21 protein-coding genes and 1 pseudogene are annotated in these 26705 nt (G+C 46.2%); 14 read left to right on the top strand and 8 right to left on the bottom strand.

The features are described from left to right. The first annotated feature begins 236 nt into the window (after positions 1–236). On the top strand, positions 237–2033 hold the full coding sequence (locus FC51_RS09105; protein WP_057909617.1) for an ABC transporter substrate-binding protein: 1797 nt from the start codon (positions 237–239) through the stop codon (positions 2031–2033). Between the two features lie 58 nt (positions 2034–2091). Here FC51_RS09105 and FC51_RS09100 read toward each other — a convergent pair whose 3' ends face one another. Next, positions 2092–2517 (bottom strand): MerR family transcriptional regulator, encoded by a 426-nt coding sequence (locus FC51_RS09100; RefSeq protein WP_057909616.1) that lies wholly within the window; start codon positions 2515–2517, stop codon positions 2092–2094. 86 nt (positions 2518–2603) lie between these two features. Between FC51_RS09100 and FC51_RS09095 the strand changes: the two genes are divergently transcribed. Beyond that, entirely contained in the window at positions 2604–3608 is a 1005-nt protein-coding gene (locus FC51_RS09095; RefSeq protein WP_057909615.1) for an aldo/keto reductase, read from the top strand. A gap of 74 nt (positions 3609–3682) precedes the next feature. Here FC51_RS09095 and FC51_RS09090 read toward each other — a convergent pair whose 3' ends face one another. After that, positions 3683–4066: a hypothetical protein gene (locus FC51_RS09090; protein ID WP_057909614.1), complete on the bottom strand. Its 384-nt coding sequence runs from the start codon at positions 4064–4066 to the stop codon at positions 3683–3685. Between the two features lie 172 nt (positions 4067–4238). Between FC51_RS09090 and FC51_RS09085 the strand changes: the two genes are divergently transcribed. The 3 genes from FC51_RS09085 (at position 4239) to FC51_RS09075 (ending at position 6848) form a co-directional block, all read left to right on the top strand. After that, entirely contained in the window at positions 4239–4973 is a 735-nt protein-coding gene (locus FC51_RS09085) for a sulfite exporter TauE/SafE family protein (RefSeq protein WP_057909613.1), read from the top strand. A 167-nt stretch (positions 4974–5140) separates the two neighbouring features. Continuing rightward, entirely contained in the window at positions 5141–5899 is a 759-nt protein-coding gene (locus FC51_RS09080) for an NADP-dependent (R)-specific alcohol dehydrogenase (RefSeq protein ID WP_057909612.1), read from the top strand. 211 nt (positions 5900–6110) lie between these two features. Beyond that, positions 6111–6848, top strand: coding sequence for a MerR family transcriptional regulator (locus tag FC51_RS09075; RefSeq protein WP_057909611.1), 738 nt, complete (start codon positions 6111–6113; stop codon positions 6846–6848). 81 nt (positions 6849–6929) lie between these two features. Here the strand turns inward: FC51_RS09075 and FC51_RS09070 are convergent, their stop codons facing one another. Together FC51_RS09070 and gltB are read right to left on the bottom strand one after the other, a co-directional pair. Then, positions 6930–8345 (bottom strand): glutamate synthase subunit beta, encoded by a 1416-nt coding sequence (locus tag FC51_RS09070; RefSeq protein ID WP_057909610.1) that lies wholly within the window; start codon positions 8343–8345, stop codon positions 6930–6932. An 11-nt stretch (positions 8346–8356) separates the two neighbouring features. Beyond that, the gene (gene gltB / locus FC51_RS09065; protein ID WP_057909609.1) at positions 8357–12820 is read right to left on the bottom strand and encodes a glutamate synthase large subunit; all 4464 of its coding nucleotides are present in this window, start codon (positions 12818–12820) and stop codon (positions 8357–8359) included. Between the two features lie 283 nt (positions 12821–13103). Here gltB and sufC point away from each other — a divergent pair, with 283 nt between their 5' ends. Genes sufC through FC51_RS09030 form a run of 7 tightly spaced genes read left to right on the top strand, consistent with a single transcriptional unit; the run spans position 13104 to position 19886 of the window. Then, the gene (sufC, locus tag FC51_RS09060; protein ID WP_057909665.1) at positions 13104–13922 is read left to right on the top strand and encodes a Fe-S cluster assembly ATPase SufC; all 819 of its coding nucleotides are present in this window, start codon (positions 13104–13106) and stop codon (positions 13920–13922) included. Between the two features lies 1 nt (position 13923). Further along, entirely contained in the window at positions 13924–15216 is a 1293-nt protein-coding gene (gene sufD, locus FC51_RS09055) for a Fe-S cluster assembly protein SufD (protein ID WP_057909608.1), read from the top strand. Next, a complete protein-coding gene (locus FC51_RS09050) occupies positions 15197–16435 on the top strand; it encodes a cysteine desulfurase (protein WP_057909607.1) in 1239 nt (412 codons plus the stop codon). Before sufD ends, FC51_RS09050 begins: the two co-directional genes overlap by 20 nt. Beyond that, entirely contained in the window at positions 16422–16877 is a 456-nt protein-coding gene (gene sufU, locus FC51_RS09045; protein ID WP_057909606.1) for a Fe-S cluster assembly sulfur transfer protein SufU, read from the top strand. The genes FC51_RS09050 and sufU overlap by 14 nt, the downstream gene beginning before the upstream one ends. Next, positions 16870–18273 (top strand): Fe-S cluster assembly protein SufB, encoded by a 1404-nt coding sequence (sufB, locus tag FC51_RS09040; RefSeq protein ID WP_057909605.1) that lies wholly within the window; start codon positions 16870–16872, stop codon positions 18271–18273. Before sufU ends, sufB begins: the two co-directional genes overlap by 8 nt. A gap of 11 nt (positions 18274–18284) precedes the next feature. Next, on the top strand, positions 18285–18599 hold the full coding sequence (locus FC51_RS09035; protein ID WP_057909604.1) for a metal-sulfur cluster assembly factor: 315 nt from the start codon (positions 18285–18287) through the stop codon (positions 18597–18599). Positions 18600–18614: 15 nt separating this feature from the next. Further along, positions 18615–19886 carry an NRAMP family divalent metal transporter gene (locus FC51_RS09030; protein ID WP_057909603.1) on the top strand — a complete coding sequence of 424 codons (1272 nt, stop codon included), beginning with the start codon at positions 18615–18617 and terminating at the stop codon, positions 19884–19886. Between the two features lie 87 nt (positions 19887–19973). Here the strand turns inward: FC51_RS09030 and FC51_RS09025 are convergent, their stop codons facing one another. Continuing rightward, positions 19974–20831 (bottom strand): fructosamine kinase family protein, encoded by an 858-nt coding sequence (locus tag FC51_RS09025; RefSeq protein ID WP_057909602.1) that lies wholly within the window; start codon positions 20829–20831, stop codon positions 19974–19976. 141 nt (positions 20832–20972) lie between these two features. On the opposite strand from FC51_RS09025, the gene FC51_RS09020 reads away from it, so the two are divergent. Together FC51_RS09020 and FC51_RS09015 are read left to right on the top strand one after the other, a co-directional pair. Then, positions 20973–22166 (top strand): NADH:flavin oxidoreductase/NADH oxidase family protein, encoded by a 1194-nt coding sequence (locus tag FC51_RS09020; protein WP_057909601.1) that lies wholly within the window; start codon positions 20973–20975, stop codon positions 22164–22166. Positions 22167–22189: 23 nt separating this feature from the next. Next, positions 22190–23571: pseudogene (locus FC51_RS09015) on the top strand (flavocytochrome c). Positions 23572–23714: 143 nt separating this feature from the next. Here the strand turns inward: FC51_RS09015 and FC51_RS09010 are convergent. From FC51_RS09010 to FC51_RS09000, 3 genes are all read right to left on the bottom strand, one after another. Next, positions 23715–24623 (bottom strand): aldo/keto reductase, encoded by a 909-nt coding sequence (locus tag FC51_RS09010; protein ID WP_057909600.1) that lies wholly within the window; start codon positions 24621–24623, stop codon positions 23715–23717. A gap of 88 nt (positions 24624–24711) precedes the next feature. Further along, complete coding sequence (locus FC51_RS09005; protein WP_057909599.1) at positions 24712–25191, bottom strand: Dps family protein; 480 nt, start codon at positions 25189–25191, stop codon at positions 24712–24714. A gap of 91 nt (positions 25192–25282) precedes the next feature. Continuing rightward, complete coding sequence (locus FC51_RS09000) at positions 25283–26620, bottom strand: MFS transporter (protein WP_057909598.1); 1338 nt, start codon at positions 26618–26620, stop codon at positions 25283–25285. Positions 26621–26705: the final 85 nt, after the last annotated feature.

Genomic DNA, 26705 nt, shown 5'->3' with positions numbered 1-26705 from the left:
ATGCTTACCTGACTGGGTGTCTAAAAGGCACCAGAATGTGGTATGATTGTTACGGGAGCTAAATCCCAAATTAAAAAGAAATATTTTGCAATCACTAGGATCTGGCCGGGGAGAAATCTTCGACCTTTTTTGTTTGGTTTGCGGTTTCCGTATTGATAAGCCAACCCTGAGGATATATAATTAAATTAATATTAGAGGGTTCTCATTTAAATATAATATTTCGAGGGGATATTGCTATGAAGATGAATAAGAAGTGGTTGGTGTTAGGAGCCGTTAGCTTTTCAGCTCTGGCCGTTGCGGCCTGTTCGAATAAAAGTTCTGAGTCTCAATCCAAACCAATTTCCATGCCGACAACCTACAGTGCTCCCGAAAAGGCGACCAAGGCGGGGAATGACAGCACATTGAATGCTGCAGAGGTCGTTGATGCACCCTTCACAGGAATCACGCTGGCAGTTTTACAGGATAATGTCGAAGATTCTGATGTTTATTCTCCGGGTGGCGGTGATCAGCTTTTTAAGAGCAACAAAGACTTCAAGATCGTTAAGGGTGGATTAGCCAATCTAAAGTTAGACCGAAAAAACAACACGGCAACCATTACGATTCGAAAGAATGCCCGCTGGTCGAATGGCAGCCCGGTTATTGCCAAGGACGTTGAATATGCATATGAAATTATCGGCAATCAGAATACGACTGCCCAACAGTATTCGGCCGACATGGCGACGATTAAGGGAATGGCCGCTTACCACAAGGGAAAAGCCAAAAGTATTTCCGGAATTACCTATCCTCATGGTCAAAATGGTAAGCAGGTCGTGATTTCCTACACCCATCTTTCACCAGCCATGCAGTACGCCGGAAACTCTTTCTTATGGGGGACGGTGGTTCCATACAATCACATAAAGAATGTGAAAATTTCAAAACTCTCGTCAGCGCCAGCAGTTCGAAAACACCCAATCTTTGTCGGACCTTACAAGCTGCATAATCAGGTTCAAGGTGAATCAACTGCTTGGGTTCCCAATAAATATTATTGGGGTCAGCAACCAAAGATCAAACACATCAATATCCAAGTCGTTTCTTCAAGCAACGCCGCTGCCGCCTTTAAAGCGAAAAAGTATGATTTTGCGCTTGGCGGTTTGCCCGCTAGTCAATATAAATCAGTTAAGGACATCAAGGGTTATACCTTAGCCGGAGCCCCCGGACTCAGTTATGGCTATTTTGGGTTTAATGTCGGTCACTTTGATACCAAGAAAAACAAGAATGTGATGGATAAACACAGTAAGATGGGCAATAAGAACCTGAGAAAAGCGATGCTGTACTCGGTTGATTTGGACAAGGTCAATAAGAAGCTATTAAGTGGTGTTCAATGGCGACCCAATACCCTAATTCCACCGATTTTTAAAAAATACCATGATTCAAAGGCAGCCGGCTTCCCGTATGATATGGCCAAGGCCAAGAAGCTGCTTCAAGAGGCTGGGTACAAGAAGAAGGGAAAATGGTACGTTCAACCCAATGGCAAGAAGTTGACAATTCACTTCGGTGCCATGCAGGGATCTGCAGCCAGCAACGAAATTTCTCGCTACGAGGTTCAGCAGTGGCGTAAATTGGGTTTAAATGTTCAAATGACAAATGGCCGACCACTTGAAATTAATAGTTTCTACTCAATTCTGGGTGAACCGAAGCAAAATAAAATTGACGTTTTCGTCGGTGGCTGGCAATTGACTTACGAACCAACCCCAACTCAGTTCTACGGCGAAGATGCTACTTATAACATGGGGCATTTTGTCACCAAGAAAAATACCAAATTACTCAATAGTCTTAATAACAATAAAGCTTGGAATCAAAAGTATCGGATCAAGCAGTTTAAGAAGTGGCAGGTTTATATGAATAAAGAAGCAGCTTATGCACCACAGAGTACGCTGTTGAGCTTCACACCCGTCAATCATCGGGTGAAGAACTTCAAGCAGGCTGCTTATAATAATTATCTGTTCCCGACTTTCTGGGATCAATTGGAATTAACTTCTAGGGATCTGAAATGAGTTTAAAAAAGAACTTTGAGTTTGCGTTTTCTCAAAGTTCTTTTTTGATCGTTCCAAATTAAAATTCCCGATCTCGATAATCATTCCAATCCGGCATCTTCGAATGATTCTCCTTGGCAGTTCTAATGTCGTGATAAAATCTAACCTTACGCTTGATATGACGTTCGTTTTTCTTCAAAAGGGTAAGTTGGTCCAACACCCGCTGGTAGTGGATGTCAAGAATCTCACAGGTTTTGTCCAAGCCGGAATCATCGGCCTGTGCTTGGAACAATTCCTGCAGTTCCTTTAACGTCATTCCGGTGTCTTTGAAGCAGCAGATTGCCCCCAGACGGTTGAGGTGTTCTTGGGTGTATACCCGGCGGCCCTTTACTCGGGGAATATCATAGAGCAATCCCAAGTCTTCATAATAGCGAAGTGTGGTTGTAGGTAGGTGGTACATTTTAGAAACCTCAGTGATTGAATAGGTTTTAGCGATTGTTTTCAAGTTGGCTGCCCCCTAAGTCGAAATGATTTTACTTCAAGTATACTTGAAGTGGTATATTTTAGCTAAACAATTTAGGAGATGGCAAAATGTACTCAGCATCCAAAGATCGTTACGATAAAATGGTTTATAAACGCGTTGGCCAAAGTGGCTTAAAATTACCCGCTTTAAGTCTTGGTCTCTGGCACAATTTTGGGAGTGTTGATTCCTTCGAAAATCAAAAAGCCATTATTCACCAGGCTTTTGATTTGGGGATCACTTACTTTGACTTGGCAAACAACTATGGTCCAGAACCGGGCAGTGCCGAAGAAAACTTTGGCCGGATTATGGCGGGTGACATGAAGGCCTATCGAGATGAAATGATTATTGCCAGCAAGGCCGGTTACTACATGTGGCCGGGCCCATACGGTGAATGGGGATCTCGCAAAAATATTATTGCCAGCGCCAATCAGAGCCTCAAACGAATGGATCTTGATTACGTCGATATTTTTTATTCTCACCGGTTTGATCCGGAAACACCGTTGGAAGAAACGGCTTTGGCATTGGATGAATTGGTTCACGAAGGAAAGGCCCTTTACGTGGGAATTTCTAATTATAATGGTCAACAGACAGCCGAAATCACTAAAATTTTCAATGATTTAAAAACCCCGTTTGTGATTCACCAACCTCGGTACAATATGTTTGACCGTCATATTGAAAGTGATCTCCTGCCGGTTTTGAAGAAGGAACATAAGGCTGCCGTCAGCTTTAGCTCATTGGCGCAGGGATTGCTAACTGATAAGTATTTGAATGGCATTCCAGCTGATTCACGGGCACACAAGTCAACGAGTCCCTTCCTGCATGAAGAACAGGTTGAAGAAACGATTAAGACAGTTAAACAATTAAACCAAGTCGCAGCCGACCGTGGCCAGACACTTGCCGAAATGGCACTGGCTTGGAACTTGCGCGAACCGGAAATTGCCAGTGTTTTGATTGGTGCCAGTCGTCCCGAACAACTTCTGGATAACGTTAAAGCGTTGGATAATTTGTCCTTCTCAAGGGAAGAATTACAGAGAATTGATGATATTTTGGCGGCTCAAAGCCCAGTTCAATAAGTGATTTATGGAGATTAAAAGGCAGCCGATTTCTGGCTGCCTTTCTTCTTATTTGTTGTTTATTATCTGGTTAATTAAGGTTGGGTCGAAGTGTAGACGGGACGGTATTTTAGAACCATGTTGACTTTTTTCTGAGTGCCAACGGATGTCCATTGCCCCTTTGTTTTTTGATACACAAACTTCGGCGTGGTTCCGTTTAGCTGAACAAAGAATTGCCCGTCACCCGATTTGCGAACACGATACACTTTTGTTTTGCTGGTTGGCGACAGCTTGGTTGCCGGATCTGTTTTATTATAGGCAACCACACTTTGTCGAATCATATCTTTATACTGGCTGGTTTGATGGCTCTTCATGATAATGCCGACAATTCCGGCAAGCACCACCAGCACCATAAGCGAAAGCATGATCCACATAATGTTGGCCCGCTTCGCATTTTGTGCTTTTTCTTTCTCGTTCATTTATATCACCCCGTTAGAAATCCGTTTAATTCGGAAATAGGATACACATTAAATGTATCACAATCTCTGACTATTTTGGAGAAAAAAGATTAACGGCCAAAATTGTGGCGATAATCAATGTTGATCAAGGTGTACAATAATTCCATTATGTTTTTTTGAAAGGATCAATATCATGAATATCTTGTTGCTAATTGTGGTTGGCTTTATTATTGGAACGATCGTGATTACCCTGGGTGGTGGCGGTGCGGCATTTTATTTGGGGATTTTGACGACCGTCTTTGGCCTGGGTCCTGCAAGTGCGGCTGCCACTTCGCTGGTGACGTCGTTTCCGTCATTGTTGATTGGCTCGTACTCATACTTTCGTCAACATAAAATTAAGGTCGAGGTGGCTTGGCAAATGATCATATTTGCTGTTCCGGCAGTAATTGTGGGATCTCTTTTGTCACCACATATTCCAGTTAAAATCTATTCTTATATTATTGGGGCGGTACTTGCAATTTTGGGTATTCAGACCTTATTCAGCAAGCAGAATGACCATAAAAAGTCGAATAAGTGGCTTGTTCCATTTTATGGCATATTGAGTGGGTTGATGGTTGGGATTGGTGGATTAAGTGGCGGTGGCCCGGTTGTCGCCGGCTTACTGGTTATGGGAGTCGATATGGTCACCGCGGCCGCAACCTCTTCATTAGTGTTGGTGGTTATGACAGCGACCGGACTCGTATTTCATTTATCAGCCGGAAATGTCGATTGGTCGGTTGGCCTTGGTCTGATGTTTGGTGCCATCATCGGGTCGTTTTTGGCTCCGGTGTTATTGGGGAAGTTGGATCCACAAAAATTTACCAAGTACGTCAAACCAGTTGTTGGTGTTTTGCTGACTGTGATGGGAATCATGACGGCTTTAAAATAACGATTTAGTTAAAGGAGAATCCTCATTTTCGGGATTCTTTTTAATTTGATTAATCACAATATGATGCTTTTAATAAAAAAATTGTTTACAAACGATTGCACACAGTGTATTCTGAACTAGTGAAATAAATCACTAACAAATAAAAATACCCTTATGGAGGAACTCAAATGACTGATCGTTTAAAAGGCAAGGTTGCTATTGTAACTGGTGGAACACTTGGAATCGGCTTGGCAATTGCCGACAAGTTTGTTGAAGAAGGCGCAAAAGTTGTGATTACTGGCCGCCATGCTGATATCGGTGAAAAAGCCGCAAAATCAATCGGTGGACCAGACGTTATTCGATTCGTTCAACACGATGCTTCTGATGAAGCAGGTTGGACTGAGTTATTTGATACAACCGAAAACGCATTTGGACCGGTTACCACTGTTGTGAACAATGCCGGAATTGCGGTTAGCAAGAGTGTTGAGGAAACAACGACTGAAGAATGGCGTAAGCTACTCTCTGTCAACTTAGACGGTGTCTTCTTTGGAACACGTTTGGGTATCCAACGGATGAAAAACAAGGGCCTCGGCGCTTCAATCATCAACATGTCTTCTATTGAAGGCTTTGTCGGCGACCCAACTTTGGGTGCTTACAATGCTTCAAAGGGTGCGGTTAGAATTATGTCAAAATCAGCCGCTTTGGACTGTGCTTTAAAGGACTACGACGTCCGAGTTAATACGGTTCACCCAGGCTACATCAAGACACCACTGGTTGATGATCTTGAAGGTGCCGAAGAAATGATGTCACAACGGACAAAGACCCCAATGGGCCACATTGGTGAGCCTAACGATATTGCTTGGATCTGCGTTTACTTGGCATCAGATGAAGCCAAATTCGCAACTGGAGCAGAATTCGTTGTTGATGGTGGTTACACTGCTCAATAAATTTTAACTTCGCAAATAATTCTAACAACTCTTAAAGCGTCCTATCGGCTGTGGCTGACGGGACGCTTTTGCTGTATGCTTAAAAAAAAGCAACAAAAACGATAACCTGGTTTGTGATTGGTTTGCGATGACGCTTAATTTAACCATTTTAGTTTTTTTCTTGCTCATTACGCGGCGTCATAGGATATAAAAGAATCAGGAGGTGAGAACGATGTCGACTTATACAACAGGAGAATTTGCAAAACTGGGTGGCGTCTCAGTGCGAACGATTCAATATTATGATCAAAAGGGCATTTTAAATCCAACGACGATTTCTGAAGGCGGCCGGCGCTTATATACCGACCGGGAGCTTAAAACTTTGCGCCTGATTATCCTGCTTAAATCAATGGGGTTGTCATTGGCGACAATTAAAGACCTGCTATCAGAGGACAACTCGACGCAGGTCTTATCACTGATGCTTCAAGAACAGGAGAAAAACCTCAAACACGAAATGAAAACAACGAGATCTCAATTGGAAATGATTCGCAAAGTTCAAGACAGTCTAACAGATTATTCGCTAATCTCTCAAACTGATTTAGACGGCATCGAAAATATTATGGAAAGCAAACCAAAGTTAACGCGGTTCCGTTGGTGGATGATCACATGGGGGCTAATGATGGATGGGTTGGAGATCTTTGCCGTCATTGTCTGGATCATGTCGGGGAATTGGATTCCAGCTGCAATTATTTTCCCACTTGTGGTCATCATGGCCATTTGGATTGTCTGGGATTATTACAAGAAAGTCGCCTACATCTGCCCAAACTGTCATCAGCACTTTAAGCCGAGTTGGCGGGATTTTGCGTTTTCAAAACATACCCCAAAGACACGGAAATTAACTTGTCCACACTGCGGGTATCGTGGATACTGCGTCGAAGTTTATGATGTCGACCAAGATCTCAGAATTAAATAAGCACTTGCAATAAAAGAGGGACTGAAAACCACAAACTCGATGGTTTTCAGTCCCTCCTGCTATCAAAATTGGTTCGATTCATTACACATTAAGCGTGGCATCAACTTTTTCCGCACACATTCGCCCTTCGTGGATGCCCCAAATAACTAAGCTGGGGCCGCGACGGCAATCGCCTGCGACAAAGACCTGACTGTCATTGGTCGTATAATCCTTATTACGCTTGGTGACATTGAACTGATCAAATAACCACTGTTCTGCACCCTTGAACCCCATGGCCAATAAGACGAGGTCGGCTTTGACGGTGGTTTCATCACCTGGAATCGGTTGGTGATTTTTGACGTGACTAATTCGTGCCTCGGTGACAACGCCATTCTTGCCGTAAAAGGCCGTTGCTGTTTTTGAGTAACTGGTAATGTCACCAAACAGCGCTCTGGCTTCTTTTTGGCCGTAACCATTTTTTTGAACCATTGGCCACTCTGGCCACTGATTGGCTTCGGTTCGTTCCTTTGGAAGAGACGGATTAATTTCCAACTGGGTAATTCCGGCGCAGCCCTGGCGAATGACAGTGCCGATACAATCATTTCCCGTATCGCCGCCACCAAGAACCAATACGTGTTTTCCTTTTAGACTGGTGGTTGCGGCGACACCATCATTCATGATGGCTTGAGTCGACAGGCGCAGGTAATCAACAGCTTGATAAATCCCTTTGAGGTCACGACCTTCAACATCAAGGTTTCTGGCTTCACGTGCGCCGGTGCAGATGACAATTCGGTCAAACCGATTGCGCAATTCATCCGCGGAAATATCCTTGCCGACTTCAGTATTTGCGACCAGCTCGATGCCAACTTGACGTAGGGTTTCAATCCGGCGTTCAACGATGTTTTTTGGAAGCTTCATATTTGGAATCCCATACATGAGGAGGCCGCCAAAACGATCGTCACGTTCAAAAATTGTGACAGAATGGCCAAGTTGATTCAGTCGCCAGGCAACTGAAATCCCGGCAGGGCCGCTACCGATAACGGCGATCTTTTTGCCGGTTCGATGCAGTGGTTTGCCGGAGTCGACCACCCAGCCGTATTTGAATCCCTGTTCGATAATGAATTTCTCGTTGTTCCGAATGGTAATGCCGGGGCCATTCAATGCTTGCACACAGGCCGCTTCACACGGCGCAGGACAAACTCTACCGGTCATGTCCGGTAGATAGTTCGTCTTGGTTAATCGCTCGAAAGCTTGCTGATCGCGGCTTTGATACACCAAGTCATTCCACTCGGGGATTAGATTATCGTTTGGACAACCGGCTACTGCCCGGCCGCCACCGTAGAAAACGCCGTGGTGACAAAAAGGAATCCCACAGTTCATACACCGTGCCGCCTGCTGTCTTCGGTCGCCATCATCCAAGTCTAATTCCATTGCGTCAAAATCTTTGATCCGCTGCATGATTGGACGCATTGGATTGTCTTTACGGCCGTATTTGAGAAAGCCTTTTGGATCTGCCATATTGTTTCCCCCTATTCTTGACCGGTGGCCGTGTAAAAGGCCTTTTCAATGATTTGTTCTTGAGAAATGCCGGGCTTGGTAAATTGATTAATTAGGTCTTTCATTCGGTGATAATCACGCGGATAGACTTTGATAAACGTTTGTTTTTCGGTTTGCCAGTTATCAATAATATGTTTGGCTATTTCTGAACCAGTGTACTTGTAGTGTTTTTTTAGCAAGTCCAGTAGGATGCGGTCATCACCATTTTCACCAATGTGGTACAGGTCGACCAGCTCTTGATTGCAGTTTTGTTCGAAGGTCTGTGTCCAATCATAGACATAGGCGACCCCGCCAGACATTCCAGCTGCGAAATTGCGACCGGTTCGGCCTAAAATAACGGCCACCCCGCCGGTCATATATTCACAGCCATTATTCCCGATTCCTTCAACGACAACCTTTGCACCGGAATTTCGGACGCAGAAACGTTCACCAGCCCGGCCGTTAAAGTAAGCTTCGCCACCAGTTGCGCCGAAGCAAGCGACGTTTCCGATGATTGGCGAATGGGCATAGATAGCACGGGCCTGCTTTGGAGAGGCGACAATCAACCGGCCACCCGAAAGTCCTTTACCAACATAGTCGTTGGCTTCACCAGTTAATTTTACTTCCATGCCCTGGGTAATGAAGGCGCCAAAACTTTGACCGGCAATTCCAACGTAATTGAATTTCATTGCGCCGGGGGCCAACCCGTAGTTGCCGAAGTGCGCCGCGATCCAGCCGCCCATTCTTGTTCCGACGGCTCGCATCGTGTTATCAATTGGCAGGTCAACACTGGTTGAAGTTCCGTTTTTTAAGCTGGCTTTAGCAAATGTATCAAGATCTGGCCAGTCGTATTTGGGCTTAAATGGATTTTTGACTTTGCGTTCAATTGGAATGGTCTTGTTTAAAATCCGGTCATAATCAAGGGTTTTTGCTTTTCCTGAAGGAACATAACGTGGGGCCAAATGCTCTCCGTGGCCAACCATTTGATCAACCGTTCGATACCCAAGTTGGGCCATTTGTTCCCGCAAATCCTGTGCCAAAAAGTGCATCATGCTGATAATGTGTTCCGGCTTTCCGGCATACAGCTTTCTGAGATCCGGATTTTGAGTGGTAATGCCGACGGGACACGTATTTAAGTTGCATTTGCGCATCATGACACAGCCAATTGCCACCATTGTCAGGGTCGCAAAGCTAAATTCTTCTGCCCCCAGCATAATCGCAATCGCGATGTCTCGTCCGGTGAGTAATTTACCGTCAACTTCCAGTGTGGTTCGCTGTCGCAGATGGTTTAAGGCCAGCGTTTGGTGCGCGTCCGCCAAGCCCATTTCCCAGGGCAGGCCACAGTCTCTTGTGGAGTTTCTGGGCGCTGCTCCGGTACCGCCGTCGTATCCGGAAATTACAACGGTATTGGCGCCGGCCTTCACCACTCCGGCGGCAATCGTTCCAACGCCCGTTGAGGAAACCAATTTAACGTTGATAATGGCGTATGGATTGACCTGCTTTAAGTCATAGATCAATTGGGCCAAGTCTTCGATTGAATAAATATCATGGTGGGGCGGCGGCGAAATCAGCTGAACGCCGGCAATTGACCCACGGATGTTGGCGACCCAGGGATAAGCTTTTCCGGCGGGTAACTGGCCACCTTCACCCGGCTTTGCACCTTGTGCCATTTTGATTTGGATTTCGTCGGCACTCATCAGATATTCTGTGTTGACGCCAAAACGAGCAGTGGATACCTGCTTAATTTTGCTATTGCGGTCAATGCCGTCTGGTCCCACTTTGAATCGGTTGCGGTTCTCACCGCCTTCACCCGTGTTGCTGCGGGCACCTAAACGATTCATGGCAATTGCAATGGTTTCGTGAGCTTCTTGTGAAAGTGCCCCAAAACTCATGGCACCGGCTTTAAAACGCTTGACAATTGAACTGACCGGCTCAACTTCACTTAACGGAACCGGGGTGTTGCCGGCCTGTTTAATGGTCCACATGGATCTTAACGTCGTTGGGTTATCCAACGCGTCTTGGTTCATTTCGATCGCGTATTTTTGATATTCTTGATAATCATCTGTTCGAACGGCCTTTTGAAACTGATAAATTGATTTTGGATTATATAAATGATATTCACCATCGGCTTTGTATTGGAAACTGCCGCCCGAAGGCAAATCATCGATCGAATGGCTGCTGAAGGCTAAATCATAGCGTTGTTGATATTCAGCCTCAATTTGGTTGAGGTCAATGCCGCCAATTCTGCTTGGGGTGCCAGTGAAGTATTGGTCAATGACGGAGTCCGCCAAGCCAACTGCTTCGAACAATTGAGCACCCTTATATCCGGCAACCGTCGAGATACCCATCCGACTCATGATCTTGATAACCCCTTTGGTGGCTGCTTTGGCATAATTGGGAATTTGTTGGGCGTATCCACGTTGCGCAAGGGTGGAAAATGCGCCGTAGGGATGAATGGCCATGGCACCATAGCCGATTAAACAGGCAAAGTGGTGGATTTCACATGCTTCGGCAGTGTCAACGACGATTGATGCCGCAGTACCTTTTCCCTGGCGGACCAGGTAATTGTTTAAGCCGGCAACTGCTAGCAATACGGGGATTGTCATCTGTCCCTTGGCAACTGGACGGTCGGATAAAATCAGAATGGTGGATCCGGCATCAATCGCATTTTCAGCCTGCTTGAAAAGGTGTTCCAAGACGTGGGCCAATCGATTGGGTGTCGCTGTTAGGTCATAAGCCAGTGAAAGCTTCGTCACCTTGAAAGCGGGAAGATCCAGCGCCATCAGTTTTGCATAATCTTGGTCAGTCAAAATCGGGCTGTCAATTTTGAGCTTTTGACAGTTTCCGCTGGTATCTTTTGTAATGTCATCATCGCGGCCCAAGAAGAGGGTGGTACTGATGACAACTTTTTCTCGTAAGGGATCAATTGGTGGATTCGTGACTTGCGCAAATGACTGTTTAAAGTAGGTAAACAGTGATTCTGATTTATGACTCAAGACAGCCAAAGGGGAGTCAAACCCCATTGCGACAACGGGCTCGCCACCATTTTTGGCCATCGGGATTAAGGCCGTTTCGATGACTTCATGGGTGTAGCCGTTTCTTCGCCAGAGGGTTTGCAGCTGACTGCCGGCAACTTTTGGTTCGGATTTAACTTCCGGCAGATCGTTTAAGGTCAGTCGATTGGCAGCTAACCACTGGGCGTAAGGATGGGCCTTTGCATATTGCTGTTTGAGATCATCGGTCTTATAGATTTTGCCCTTTTGTGTATCGACCAGAATCATTTGGGCAGGTGAAAGAATCCCTTTATCGGCTATGTCTTGAGGAGCGATATCGACGACACCGGACTCAGAGGCAACCACCAACAGATTATCTTTGGTCAGGGTAAATCGCGATGGCCGTAAGCCGTTTCGATCCAGGAAGGCCCCAACTTGAATGCCGTCCGTGAAGCAGAGCGCTGCCGGGCCATCCCACGGTGCTGTAAAGGACGCATTATATTCGTCAAATGCTCGTTGACTCGTCGACATTTGGGCGTCTTTTTCCCAAGCTTCCGGGATCATCATCATTAACGACTGTGGAATTGAGCGACCGTGGCGGTACAAATGTTCCATGCAGTTTTCGAGCTTTGCTGAATCTGAATCATCTTCATCATAAATTTCAATGTTATGGCTGGTCATCCAGTTTTCAGCACCCTTTAACGTGTTGATTTCACCGTTATGCGCCAGAAAACGAAATGGCTGAGCCCGATCCCAGCTTGGAAAAGTGTTGGTTGAGAAGCGGGAGTGAATCAAACAAATGCAGCTCTTCATCTCAGGGTCGTGTAAGTCAGAGTAAAAGCGGCTGACTTGGTAGGCGTGCAGCATGCCCTTATATACAATCGTTTGGCTGGATAATGAACAAATATACATTGACTGGCGATCAAACGTTTTTTCCAACTGTCGTCTTAGGCGGTACAACCGGTCTTCAAAATCCCGCCCGGCCTTCATATCAACCGACCGTTTTAAAATCACTTGGACAAACCCCGGCATCGATTGTTGGGCTGCTGGACCGCAGCTTTCGTAAACGAAGGGAACGGAGCGGGTCCACAGTACTGGAAAACCGGCGTCTTTGATTCGTGAAATGACTGCAGAGAGCATTGCGTCACGTTTTTCTTCATCGTGAGGAAGAAATAGTTGGGCAACGGCATAGTCGCCCTTCGGTGGAAGCGTCAGTTCATGTTCTGCCATTTGACTCCGAAAAAAGGCATCCGGCATCGACATTAAGATTCCGGCGCCATCACCCGTATCGGGTTCGGCTCCTGTTCCACCACGGTGATTCATCCGCTGAAGCATCGTCAAAGCTTTTTCAACGAGTTCATGACTGGGATGGCCATCGACTTGGGTGATAAATCCCATTCCACAAGCATCGTGTTCGAATTCAGGAGAATACATTAACTTCTGCGATCGTGATAATTTACTCATTTCGTCACCTACTTAAGATATGTGTTATTTTTTCAGTTATGTTTTAATAATATGATAATCTGATGATAAAACAATCTTTTTTTGGAAATATTGTTCAGTTTTATTTTTTTCTCAACTTTACCTTGCAACGCTCATTCCCAATATAAAGGCAATCAGCTCCGCTCTAAGGGAGTGAGGAAAAAATCAGTTATTGCGTTATGACGCCGACGCGTTTATTATTTGAATTAATTTGATTTTAACCATAATCTCATAATGAAGCTGATAGATGAAAGGGGCTTACCTGATGCCAACTTTGAAAGTAACTGATCTTCACGTCAGCGTGTCTGATGAAGAGACAAAAGCAACCAAGGAAATTCTAAAAGGTGTCAATCTCACCATGAACACGGGGGAGACCCATGCCATTATGGGCCCCAACGGAACCGGTAAGTCGACTTTATCGGAGACCATCATGGGAAATCCAAAGTATCTTGTGACACAGGGCGACATTACATTAGATGGTGTGAGCCTGTTGGGTAAGCCGGTTGACGAACGGGCAAGAGCAGGACTATTTTTAGCCATGCAGTACCCGGCTGAAATTAAGGGCATTACGAACCTCGAGTTTATGAGAGCCGCTGTGAATGCCACCCGACCTGCTGAGGATCCGATTCCAATTCGCACATTCTTAAAAGATTTAGATCGGAATTTGGAAGTTTTAAATATGTCCGACGACATGACGGAGCGCTACTTGAATGAAGGCTTTTCAGGCGGTGAAAAAAAGCGCAATGAAATTCTTCAATTAATGACGATTAAGCCAACCTTCGCTATCTTGGATGAAATTGATTCGGGACTTGATATTGACGCACTTCAAGTCGTTGCTAAGGGGGTAAATCAAATGGCCAGTCCAGACTTCGGCGTTTTGATGATTACCCATTATCAGCGCTTGTTGAATTACATTCACCCCGATCAGGTCCATGTGATGATGGGCGGAAAAATTGTTAAGACTGGCGATGCAACGCTTGCAAATGAGCTTGAATCAACCGGTTACGCCGGCTTAAGAGACGAACTTGGGCTTGAAGTTAATCTAGTTGATGAAGACGTCCCGGCAGGAAACGGGGGTAAGTAACATGATGAAAACCACAACGTTGGAAATGAACCCGGTTTTGTTACAGAACGCGGCATTTTCAAATGAACCCGAGTGGCTCCAAACGTTAAGAAACCAAGCTTGGCAGCAAATTCCCACGTTGGCGATGCCGGTCTTTGCTAAAATCAATTACCACAGTTGGCCACTGCTGGCGTTCACCAACCAACCGGTCTTAAATGTAACCGTTCCTGAAAGTATCCAAAATGACGCAACTGGCTACCAATTTGCCAGCCTTGGACAACTGGTTGTGAAAACGGCGTTGCCCGATGAATTAGCCGCTCAAGGCGTTATTTTATGTGACATAGGCACGGCGATTCATCAACACAGTGACCTGGTTCGCAAATTTTTATTTCAAAAAGCCGTTCATGTTGATGAAAATCGGCTCACGGCAGTTAACGCGGCCCTCCTAAATGGCGGGGCATTTCTATACGTTCCTGACAACGTTGAGGTCAAGGCCCCCATTAATCTCCTTCAAGTTCAGGATAGCCGTCAGGCCGAAAACTTTGTCAACCACACCTTAATCGTCGCCGGAGAAAATAGTCGGTTTCAAGTGCTTCAACGCTCGGAAACACTCGGAGAAACGGCCAACCCCGCCCATATCATGGTAGAAATTGTGGCACAAGCGGGCAGTTACGTTAGATTCTCTGCACTGGATTCGTTGGGAGAAACGACGCATTCTTACATTAACCGTCGCGGCTTTTTGGCGCAGGATGCCAGGATCGACTGGACAGTCGGTATCTTAAATGACGGGAATACGATCGCCGACTTTGACTCTGATCTAGTGGGTAGTGGCTCGCATACCGAGATGCAGACGGTGGCGATTTCGACCGATCGTCAAACCCAAGGGATTGATACCCAAGTGACCAACTACGGTCGCCACTCCGAAGGAAATATTTTGCAGCGTGGGATTTTATTGGGGCGTTCAGCTTTGGTCTTCAATGGGATCGGCAAGATTATCAAAGGCGCTCACGGCGCAAAGGCCCAACAGGAAAACAGGGTTTTGATGCTGTCACCAAAGGCACGTGGGGATGCCAATCCGATTTTGTTAATTGATGAAAATGATGTCATCGCCGGTCACGCAGCCAGCGTTGGCCGGATTAACCAGGATCAACTTTATTATTTGATGAGCAGAGGACTGACAAAAGATGTCGCACAAAGGCTGGTTGCTCGTGGCTTTCTGGGTGTCGTTCTGTCAGACATTCCAGTTGCCGAGGTTCGCCAGCAAATGATCGCACTAATCGAGAGGAAGCTGACAAATGGACAAGGGACTGAATAATTCCAGACAAGATTTTCCGATACTTAACCAACAAGTTAATGGTGAACCATTAGTCTATCTGGACAATGCGGCCACCACACAAAAGCCGCTGGCGGTTTTAAACGCCATTATGGACTATTACCAACACGACAACGCAAACGTCCACCGTGGGGTCCATACATTAGCTGAGCGGGCGACCGAAAGCTACGAAGCTTCCCGAGATAAGGTTGCCGAATTCATCAATGCGCCATCCAGGCGGTCGATCATTTTTACCCGCTCCACAACCGAAAGCCTTAATTGGATTGCGGCCAGCTTTGGTAACCTGGTCGTTTCCGAGGGCGATGAAATTGTGATTTCTGAATTGGAACATCACAGCAATATCGTTCCTTGGCAACAAGTTGCCCAAAAACAGCATGCAACTTTAAAATACATTGGTTTAACCGCTGACGGAGAATTGGACATACAAAGCGCTCGTGAGCTAATTACTGACCGGACAAAAATTGTGGCAATTGCCCACGCGTCAAATGTGATGGGTGTTGTTAATCCAATTAAAGAACTCGCCAAGCTGGCCCATCAGCACGGTGCATACATAATTGCTGACGGGGCTCAGGCTGCACCGCACATGCCGATTGACGTTTCGGACCTGGATGTTGATTTTTACGCACTTTCAGGACATAAAATGTTGGCGCCGACCGGTATCGGCGTATTATACGGTAAAGAAGCTTTACTAAATATGATGCCGCCAGCCCAGTTTGGCGGTGAGATGATCGATTTTGTCCACCACCAGGATGCTTCGTTTAAAGAGTTGCCTTGGAAATTTGAAGCAGGAACACCCAACATTAGCGGCGCAATTGCGTTGGGCAGGGCAATTGACTATTTAAATGAGTTGGGAATGGACAATGTATTGGCTTACGAAAAAGACTTGGTGAAGTATACGTTGCCTCGTCTGTTGGCAATCGACGGCGTCCGGGTGTATGGGCCACCCGATCCCGATAAACACACGGGGGTGCTCTCATTTAATGTTTGGGGGCTTCATCCCCACGACCTTGCGACCGGTCTTGATATGGAGGGAATCGCGGTTCGTGCGGGGCACCACTGCGCTCAGCCACTCATGGAATATTTGAACGTTGAGGCAACTGCTCGAGCCAGCTTTTATTTTTATAACACACAACAGGATGCCGACCGTTTCATTCACGCAATCACCGCAGTAAAGGAGTTTTTTGCCGATGGGATTAGCTAAATTAAACGAATTGTATAAAGAAGTTATTTTGGAAAATGCCCAGCACCCGAAGCATTACGGTGACTTACCGCAAGCAACTGGGAAGCTGCAGTTACGCAATCCGACGTGCGGTGACGTGATCAACGTCTCAGTTTTGATTGACCATGACCAAATTGAAGACTTGTCATTTTCGGGGTCTGGTTGCACGATTTCGCAGGCATCAGCCAGTCTGATGACAATGGCGTTGCTTCACCAGCCGGTATCAAGAGCCCGTGAGTTGGTGATGGCGTTTTCTCATTTAATTACTGGCGAGTCCATTACGTCGACGGATGAAGATGCACTGGGGGATGCGGCGTTAGTCGGGTCGGTGGCGGAATTTCCCGCAAGAATTAAGTGTGCGGCCTTAGCTTGGCACGCAGTCGATGAGATACTGGGACAAAAAGGAGCTGATTTCAATGACTGATGTTTCTGAGATTATTAAAGACAAGGACTATGAATACGGATTTCACGATAATGTCACGCCCGTTTATTCAACGGGTAAGGGATTAACGGAAGCCATTGTGAGAGAGATTTCCGCTGAAAAGCATGAACCCAAATGGATGCTTGATTATCGGCTGGCAGCGTATCAAGCTTATCTCAAAATGCCGGAACCTGATTTCGGGCCGGACTTGACCAAACTTGATTTAGAGAATATGACGTTTTATCAAAAAGCAACGGATAAGCAGTACCGGGACTGGGATGACGTTCCAGACAAAATTAAAACGACTTTTGACCGGTTGGGGGTTCCTCAAGCCGAGCGAAAGTATTTGGCGGGTTCATCTGCCCAGTACGAGTCGGAAGTGGTTTATCACAATATGCAAGAACAGTTTGAAAAGCTGGGGATTATTTTTACCGATACCGATACGGCGCTACAAAAGTATCCGGAGTTGTTTAAAAAGTGGTTCGGCAAACTAGTTAAACCGACAAACAATAAGTATGCGGCGCTAAACTCGGCTGTCTGGTCTGGCGGAACGTTTATCTATGTTCCTAAGGGGGTTTCGTTGACGACTCCGATTCAATCGTATTTTCGAATTAACGCCGAAAAATCCGGGCAGTTTGAACGCACTTTGATTATTGTTGACGAAGGGGCCCACGTCGAATACGTTGAAGGCTGTACGGCACCGACATACAAGAGCGACAGCCTGCACGCAGCGGTTGTTGAAGTCAACGTCTTGCCGCACGCCTACTGCCGATACACGACCATTCAGAATTGGTCCAACAACGTCTACAGCTTGGAAACCAAACGGGCCCAAGCACTGGAAGGCGCAATTATGGAGTGGGTGGATGGCAACCTGGGCTCAAAGGTAACGATGAAGTATCCCTCCGTTTATTTAAACGGTGAGGGGGCACGGGGGACGATGCTGTCAATTGCGGTTGCCGGTCGAAACATTGACTCTGATACCGGTGCTCAGATGATTCATAATGCGCCAAACACCTCGTCATCGGTTGTTTCCAAATCAATTGCCAAAGACGGCGGTGCGGTTGATTATCGTGGCAAAATTAAGTTTGGCCGTCATTCAGATGGCTCGTTTGCCCACGTGGAGTGCGACACGATTATTATGGATGACCAATCATCCAGTGATACGATCCCCTATAACGAAATTTTGAACAATAACGTATCGATGGAACATGAGACAAAAGTTTCGAAAATTTCTGAGGAACAATTGTATTATTTGATGAGCCGGGGCATCCCAGAGGCCAAAGCAACTGAAATGATTATTATGAGCTTCGTGGAGCCATTCACCAAAGAGTTGCCGATGGAGTATGCTGTCGAGCTTAATCGACTCATCAGCTTTGAAATGGAAGGATCGATTGGATAGGAGATGAGCTTATGAACACTGAGCGGTCATTTAAAGATCAGGCAATGGCGGTTCTCGAAGACGTGGTTGATCCAGAACTTGCCATTGATATCGTGAATCTCGGCCTGATTTATAACGTTGAATTAGATGAGCAGGGTCTCTGTACCGTGACGATGACCTTAACGATTGCGGGGTGTCCGTTAACCGAATACCTGAATGCTGCAATCGAAGAGGAGTTAATGGCCTTGGAACAGGTCAAGCAGGTCAAAATCAACCTGGTTTGGGAACCGGCGTGGTCGATTGATAAAATGTCACGTGAGGCCAAACTTGAACTGGGCATTCACTAAAAAGGAGAAATGCTTATGAAAGAAGTTGTTGATATTTCCGGCCCGATTAATGAATTGGGCCAGCGAGAAGGAGTGGGTCATTGGCTGAAGGTCTTTGGACCCGGACTCATTGTGATGCTTGCCGACACGGATGCGGGGTGTCTCATCACCGCGGCCCAGTCTGGTGCTCAATGGGGCTACGCGATGGTTCTTCCCCAATTGTTGCTCATTCCGATTTTGTATATGGCTCAGGAAATGACCGTCAGGTTGGGGATTGTCACTGGAAAGGGCCACGGCGAATTGATCAGGGAGAATTTCGGTAAGGGATGGGCCTGGGTGTCAGCGGCCACCCTGGCCATTTCTTCAATTGGTGCGTTGTTGACAGAATTTGTGGGAGTCGCCGGCGTCGGCGAACTGTTTGGTGTTTCAAAATGGATCACGATTCCCATTGCCACGGTGGGATTGATTGCAGTGGCATTTACAGGAAGTTATCGGAGGACCGAAAAAATCGGCGTCATCATTGGCTTGGCGGAACTGGCATTTATTGGGGCGATATTTCTCGTCAAGCCGCAACCCGGAGACATTTTAAACGGTCTCACAACCATTCCTTGGAAACATCGTTCATACATATACTTAGTTGCAGCCAACGTCGGCGCGGTCATTATGCCCTGGATGATTTTTTACCAGCAAAGCGCCGTCGTTGATAAGCAGCTTCAACCGTCATCAATTAAAAAGGCCAAGCATGATACTTTGGTTGGGACGTTTTTAACCCAGGGGATCATGATTCTGTTCGTGGTTGTCTTTGCAGCAACGGTTGGCAAAAATGGGCATAACCAACCGCTTGGGTCCGTGGGTGATCTGGCTGCTGCCCTCGGCCCTTATATTGGCGGCCAGACAGCCAAACTATTGATCGGCGTCAGCTTGCTTGGCGGCTCCCTGGTTGCCGCATTGGTGGTCGCCTTGGCCGGGACGTGGGGCGTCACCGAGGTTCTTAACTGGAAACACAGTTTAAACGAACCGTTTAATAAGAAAAATATGGGCTTTTATGTGATTTATACCCTGGCACACGTTATTGGTGCCGTATTGGTATTGGCGAATGTTCAACTCGTTGATATGGCGGTTGGCGTTGAAGTCCTTAATGCGCTCATGCTGCCGATTGTGTTGGGGCTGTTGCTGATGTTGGAAGCCAAAGCCCTTCCCGCAAAATACCGGATGCACGGGTGGTACCGATACCTTGTGACGACTCTATGCCTGACTGTGATGGCATTTGGTTTGTACATGGTGGGACCGATAGTTGGCTGGTGGTAAAGTAACGTCAGTTAGCTTGGACGTAAAAAACGCTTTGGACCCTGTTTGCAGGATTCAAAGCGTTTTTTGCATGTTGAATTATTCATCTTATTTATGTTCCAAAATCTGGGTCATTGCACTATCCGCGCTGCTCTTGTACATGGTACCAAATTTGTTGGTGTGGACCATCAGGTAGTACAGACGGTAAAAGTTGAGCCGTTCGTTTGCGCCCGGATCCAGTGGATAAACAGCGTTATAAGCGGCATAAAAGTCAGCATCAAAGCCGCCAAACACAGTGGTGATCCCCAGGTCAAATTCCCGGTCACCGTAAAACGACGCTGGATCAATAAGCGCCGGTCGGCCGTCCGTCAGGAACATGTAATTTCCGCCCCATAAATCACCGTGAAGTAATGAAGGCTCACTTTCGTGTTTTGACAACTTATCTAAAATCACTTCTCGCGCCTGTTGGTATTTTTCGGCATCACGATCATTCCACAAGTGCTTCTTCATCAATGCGTCCCGGAGTCGGTCCAAACGGTGGTCGACGAATAACTCGCTCCATGAATCTGTCCAACTGTTGTCGAAGCTCTCATCGTTGCTAACATAGGGCAGGTCAAAGCCAAATTGCCCATTAGGACTGTAATGCTGGTGCAGCTTCGCAACCAGTTCGCCAAGGTCGCTTTGGTCGCCAGAACCAGGTTCCAAGTAATTAAGCACCAAATAAGCGTTGCCGTTAATTTGGCCGTTTCCAAGGACTCTGGGTGCCAAGACATCGGCTTTTTCGAATGCTTTGAGTCCAGCGATTTCACCGGCATAAAAATCGGCTTTGGTATTGGGCTGAACCAACAGGAAATAGGTGTCATCTTTAGTTTCTAAGCGAAATGCTTGATTTACATCACCGCCGCCAACCGGGATTGCTTTGGTAATCCCCTTGATTGGCAGTTGAGATAGCCATTGATCATCCATTGAATAATCACCTCTAGGTTTATTGTAACTGAAAATTTGATTTAATGTTGGTAATGATAATTGCCCTTGAAAAAGTTTCGGGTTACCATTAAAACAAACTCAACCGAAATTAAAAGAGATTGACTGAAAGGAGCGATTGAAATGAACTATTTACAAATTGCCAAACCGCTGACGTTGCCGAACGGACAACGGATTAAAAATCGCTTTTTTAAATCCGCAATGAGTGAGACGATGGCAACTGATGCCCATCAACCGACTGAAGCCTATGCAAAGCTCTACCAAACCTGGGCGGCTGGCGGAGCTGGAATTGTGGTGACCGGAAATGTCATGGTTGACCATCGCGCTATCGCAGAACCCGGCAATGTGGTTGTCGAAGATGAACAAAGCTTACCAATTTTAAAACAGTGGGCTGAGGCAGGTACCGCAAACCATACTCAATTGTGGATGCAACTTAATCATCCAGGAAAACAGTCGCCAAAATATTTGTCGTCACAACCGGTGGCACCAAGCGCGATTCCAATTTATGGGCCGAATGCCAAAGCCTTTAATCCACCACGTGAGCTCACAAACGCCGAAGTCCATGAGATAATTGCCAAGTACGTGCGAACGGCTGAAATTGCCCAAAACGCCGGCTTTACGGGAGTTCAAATTCACGGAGCTTACGGCTACCTGGTCAATCAGTTTCTATCGCGAACTGATAATCACAGAAACGACGAGTTTGGCGGCTCACTGGAAAACCGGATGCGCTTTTTGGTTGATATTTATGAAGGGATTCGCGAATCTTGTGGTGCGCAGTTTTCGATTAGTCTCAAGATGAGCGCATTGGACCTTAACGTGGACGGGTTTACCGAACACGATTCGATCGCTGTGATTCAAAAAATGGCAGCGCTGGGAATTGATCTGATTGAAATTTCTGGTGATGACTACGAGAATTCGGCGGTGGGCTTTTCCGGATATGCACATATGATGCATCAACTTGTAAACGTCCCGATTGTCCTAAGTGGTGGTTTTCGAAACATCTCGACCATGGAAGAAGCATTAGGCAAACACGATGCTGATATGATCGGGATTTGCACACCAATGGTTCTTCAACCCGATTTGCCAAACGCAATCTTAAGTGGAAACTACAAACCAATCAAGCTGCCGTTAACCTTAGGTGGGCAACGATTGGATGATAAGTATTCGCCAACATTTGTGACTGCGTATTGTGAACAACAAGCCAGAAGACTTGGGAACGGTCAGCGGCCACAACTTTATACCAGCGCCTGGCGGGCACTTGCCGCAAGCGTTAAAATGCACGGCCCGAATGGACTCGCGCCAAGACGGGCACAATAAATTTGAAAGATTGGAAGAAACCCATGTCAGAAAGATTTGAACCGACTTCTTTAGATAAATTAGAAAAGCAATATGATCTCGTCGTGATTGGATCAGGAAGCGCCGGATTGACCACCGCCATTAAAGCGGCAGAATTGGGGCTTCATCCGGTCATTTTGGAAAAAATGCTTACTGTTGGAGGGGATACCAAGCGGGCGTCTTCCGGGATGAACGCGGCTGAAACATTTGTCCAGACCGAACAGGGGATTCAAGACAGCGTTGGTCAATTCTACTATGAAACCCTGCGTGGCGGTCATGGGCAAAATGACCCGGACTTACTTAAGTACTTTACCGAACATGGTGCGCGCGCCGCGAGTGGCTCTACAAAGAAGGGGTCCAACTTGACGACCTAACGATTAGTGGCGGGATGAGCGTTCCGCGGACACATCGGCCACGTTCAAAAGAAGCGATTGGCGCCTACCTGGTCAATGGCTTATTAAAGCAGGTCCAGGCTAGGCAAATTCCCTTGTTCTGCAATGTTAAAGTGACTCGCATTTTGACCGAAGTCAAAGTGACGGGCGTTCAAATTCAAACCGAGGTGGGTCAACAAATAATCCAATCGAGGGCCGTTATCATCGCTACGGGTGGTTTTGGGGCAAGCAAGAAATTGATTAGCGAGTACCGACCTGATTTAAACAAGTATCAGACGACTAATCAACCGGGCAACACCGGGGACGGCATTTTACTTGCTAAAGACATTGGCGCAAGGTTGGTTGATATGGATCGAATTCAAGTTCACCCAACCGTCCAGCAAGATACCGATCATGTTTATCTGATCGGCGAAACCGTCCGCGGCGAGGGTGCAATCCTGGTTGATCAAAACGGTAACCGGTTTGTGAATGAACTGGAAACCCGCGACAAGGTCACAGCTGCGATCGAAAAATTAGGCGGTACCGGTGCATATCTAATTTTTGATGCGGCTGTTCGAAGCCGTGCCAAAGCCATTGACTTTTATGATCATGTGGGCTTAGTTAAGTCCGCTGATAATCTAACCAGTCTTGCTCAAGAGCTTGGCGTGGATGGTGAAACCCTTTCTCGAACTGTTGACAAGTGGAATGAGTCGGTTTCTAATCGACTGGATATTGCATTTGGTCGCAAGACAGGGCGTTACTTGCTTGAAACGCCACCATACGCCGCAATTCACGTTGCTCCTGCGATTCATTACACAATGGGTGGCGTTAAAACCAACGATCAGGCCGAAGTATTAAGAGACGATGGTCAGCCAATTCCCGGTCTATATGCGGTCGGCGAAGTGGTTGGCGGGCTTCATGGGGGTAATCGCATCGGTGGAAACTCGCTATCGGAAACTGTTGTCTTTGGTTTGCGAGCCGCCCAGCAGGTACGTGATTATATTTTTGAGATGTGATGCCGTTTGTTAGCATCAGCCAGGTTGGAGCGCGTTCAATTAGATAATATGGAATTACCAGACAAATAAGGCCGAGTCAAAAGTGTTCGCTTCCGACTCGGCCTTATTTCAACTATTAATTTGTAATCGATTATTTGAATCCACTAAAACAACTGATCAATTTCATTGAATTCTGCCTGGCTCAACTGGACGTCCAGCGCTTTGGCGTTGCTGTCAACCTGTTCGGGAAGTCTGGCGCCAGGAATTACCACAGCAATGTTAGGGTTAGCAATATACCAGGCTAAAATGGTCTGGGCGATTGTCGCTTGATGTTTGTCGGCAATTGCTTTGACTCTCGCCAAACTGGCGATGATGTTGCTAAATTCATCTGTAGAGAACTGGCTGAATTTACCGGCATCGTTTTGGTGATACTTACCAGTCAGTAAACCCGAGGCCAGTGGAAAATAAGGAACAAACGAAATATGATTGGCCTTAAGGTAAGGGAAAACTTCTTTTTCGGCATCCCGGTGTAATAGACTATAGTGATTTTCGACAACATCAACCTGGTCGTCCGCATTAGCTTCTTTAATTTGGTCGAGCGTAAAGTTAGAAATTCCGATTGCTCGAATTTTTCCGGCTTTCTTTGCTTGGGCCAGTGCATCAACTGCTTCGGCCTTTGGTGTGTGATCATCTGGAAAGTGAATATAGAAGATATCGATATAATCGGTTTTTAAGCGTTCCAACGCCTCATCAATTGATTTGGTGAGGAACTTGGGATCGTTGTTGGGCTTTAAGTCGTTATTTGGATCCTGGGCAGCCTTAGAGGCAATAACGAATTTGGAACGATCAAAATTCTGAGTGACATCTCCAATAATTTCTTCGGATTTGCCTAGTCCATACATAAATGCCGTATCAAGCAAGCTGATGCCATCGTTGAGGGCGGTTTTCACAACTTCAGCGCCATCTTCATCTTTCAAGCCATCAAACAGGTTGTGGCCACCGACCTTGTTTGTCCCAAGTCCAAGTGGACCGCTGAGGACATCGCTTTTACCAATTTTTACTGAGTTAACCAAAATGAATTCCTCCTTAAAACCTATTTTCAATAAAAATAGGGCTGAAACAAATTGATTTCAACCCATTTTCGTATTTACCTATTAGACCTTATTCGTCGTATGGACCCTTGCCAAGGTAAGCGTTGAGCATCCAAATGTTCTTATCGATCGCTTCCTTAAAGCCGTTTAACATATCTTGAGTTGGAAAGTCTTTTTCCTCGTCAGTGATTTCGATTCCCTTTTGATATTGATCGCGCAAGTACTTGAATTGATCAACCAGTCGTTGAATGAAATCACGCATGGTCAATTGATCCCAGGTAACCTTTTCGTCAGGTAAGCCAGTGTTCTCGATGAATTCATGCGTGGTTGCAAACGGTGAACCGTTGATCGCAATCAATCGTTCAGCAACGTTATCCAATTGGTCCGCCAGCTCGTCGTTGTAGTCGTCCATTAATGGATGAAGACGAAAGAAGTTCTCGCCACGCATGTACCAATGTGTCTGTTGGATGTTGGTTTGCAGCTGACTGAGATCAGCGACCAATTGGTTTAACTGTTCACGTGTTTTCGGAAAATCGTAATTCTCTGCCATTTTTTTGCCTCCCCAATAACGATGATGTCAGATACAACCATAGTGTACCGGCTGGGTGACAGAGTTTCAAGGAAGTTGACGGTTGAGAATCTTAATGATCCCGTGGGCCGGCGACCGTTGGCTTTTGTGGTTCATCAGGCACAGAAACAACGTCTTCTTCGAGCTTGGAATTCTTGGATGTTTCCAACATGCGAACGTAGACGAGGAAGCTGACAAACGCCGCTGCTGAAACATAGTAGAAGAACCAATCTTCGTGGCCGATATTCTTGAGCCAAAGGGCGATATACTCGACACTCCCACCAAAGATCGCAACAGTCAGCCCGTACGGGAAACCAACACCCAGTGCCCGGATTTCGGTTGGAAACAGTTCTGCTTTAACAATCGCATTAATTGAGGTATAACCACTGACAATCAGCAGGCCGGAAAGCATCAGGAAAAATGAGGCCACTGGCGTATCAAATGCTTTGAGACACAAAAAGATGGGAACCGTCAGCAATGTGCCGCCAATGCCAAACCAATATAGAAGCGGCTTGCGACCAATTTTGTCTGAGAGATGCCCAAATACTGGTTGAAGGGCCATGAAGATCAATAAGGCCACAAAGTTAATCATGGTTACGAGTTTTGGAGGCAAGCCAAGTGAATTAATCATATATTTTTGCATATAGGTCGTATACGTATAAAAGGCGATCGTGCCGCCGAACGTGAGGCCAACAACCGTTAAGACTTGGTTGGGATACTTGGCTAATTCGTGCAACGTCCCTCTGACCGGTTGTGTTTTCTCAGTATTTTTAAATTGGTTCGTTTCGTCCATCGACAGTCGCAGGTATAAGACGACAACTGCCCCGATCGCCCCGATGACAAATGGAATTCGCCAGCCAAATGCCCGCAGCTGTGCATCGGATAAGATCGCCTGAAGGATAATTTGAACGGTCAGCGCAATGAGTTGGCCGCTGATGAGGGTCACGTATTGAAACGATGCGTAATAACCTCGGCGTCCAGGAGTAGCCATTTCAGAAAGATAGGTGGCAGAAATTCCGTATTCGCCACCCAAGGAGAGTCCTTGAACAAGTCGGATACATACCAGCAGCAAAGGCGCAAAGATTCCGATAGAACTGTAGGTTGGAATAACCGCGATTAAAAGTGACCCGGTGGCCATGATGCTGACGGAGAGAGTCAGCGCAGCTCGCCGGCCTTTTCGATCAGCGTATTTACCCATAATAAAGCTTCCGAATGGTCGCATCAGGAAGCCAACCGCGAAAATAGCAGCAGCACTCAAAAGTTCGACGGTTTGACTCCCGTCGGGGAAAAATGAGCCCGCAAAATAAATTGCAAATGATGCATAAATATACCAGTCGAACCATTCAATCATATTCCCTAAAGAACCTTTGATAATGTTGCTGGTAATCCGTTTTTGGCTGAATACTTGCATGTTTGAACCTCCTTAATTCTGAATAAGATTAACATATAATTAGATATATTCTAATTAACTACTTAGTATATGTTAATGATTAAGG

Source organism: Lentilactobacillus parabuchneri DSM 5707 = NBRC 107865, from assembly GCF_001435315.1.
GTDB lineage: Bacteria > Bacillota > Bacilli > Lactobacillales > Lactobacillaceae > Lentilactobacillus > Lentilactobacillus parabuchneri.
This window is presented reverse-complemented; position numbering and strand designations above follow the sequence as displayed.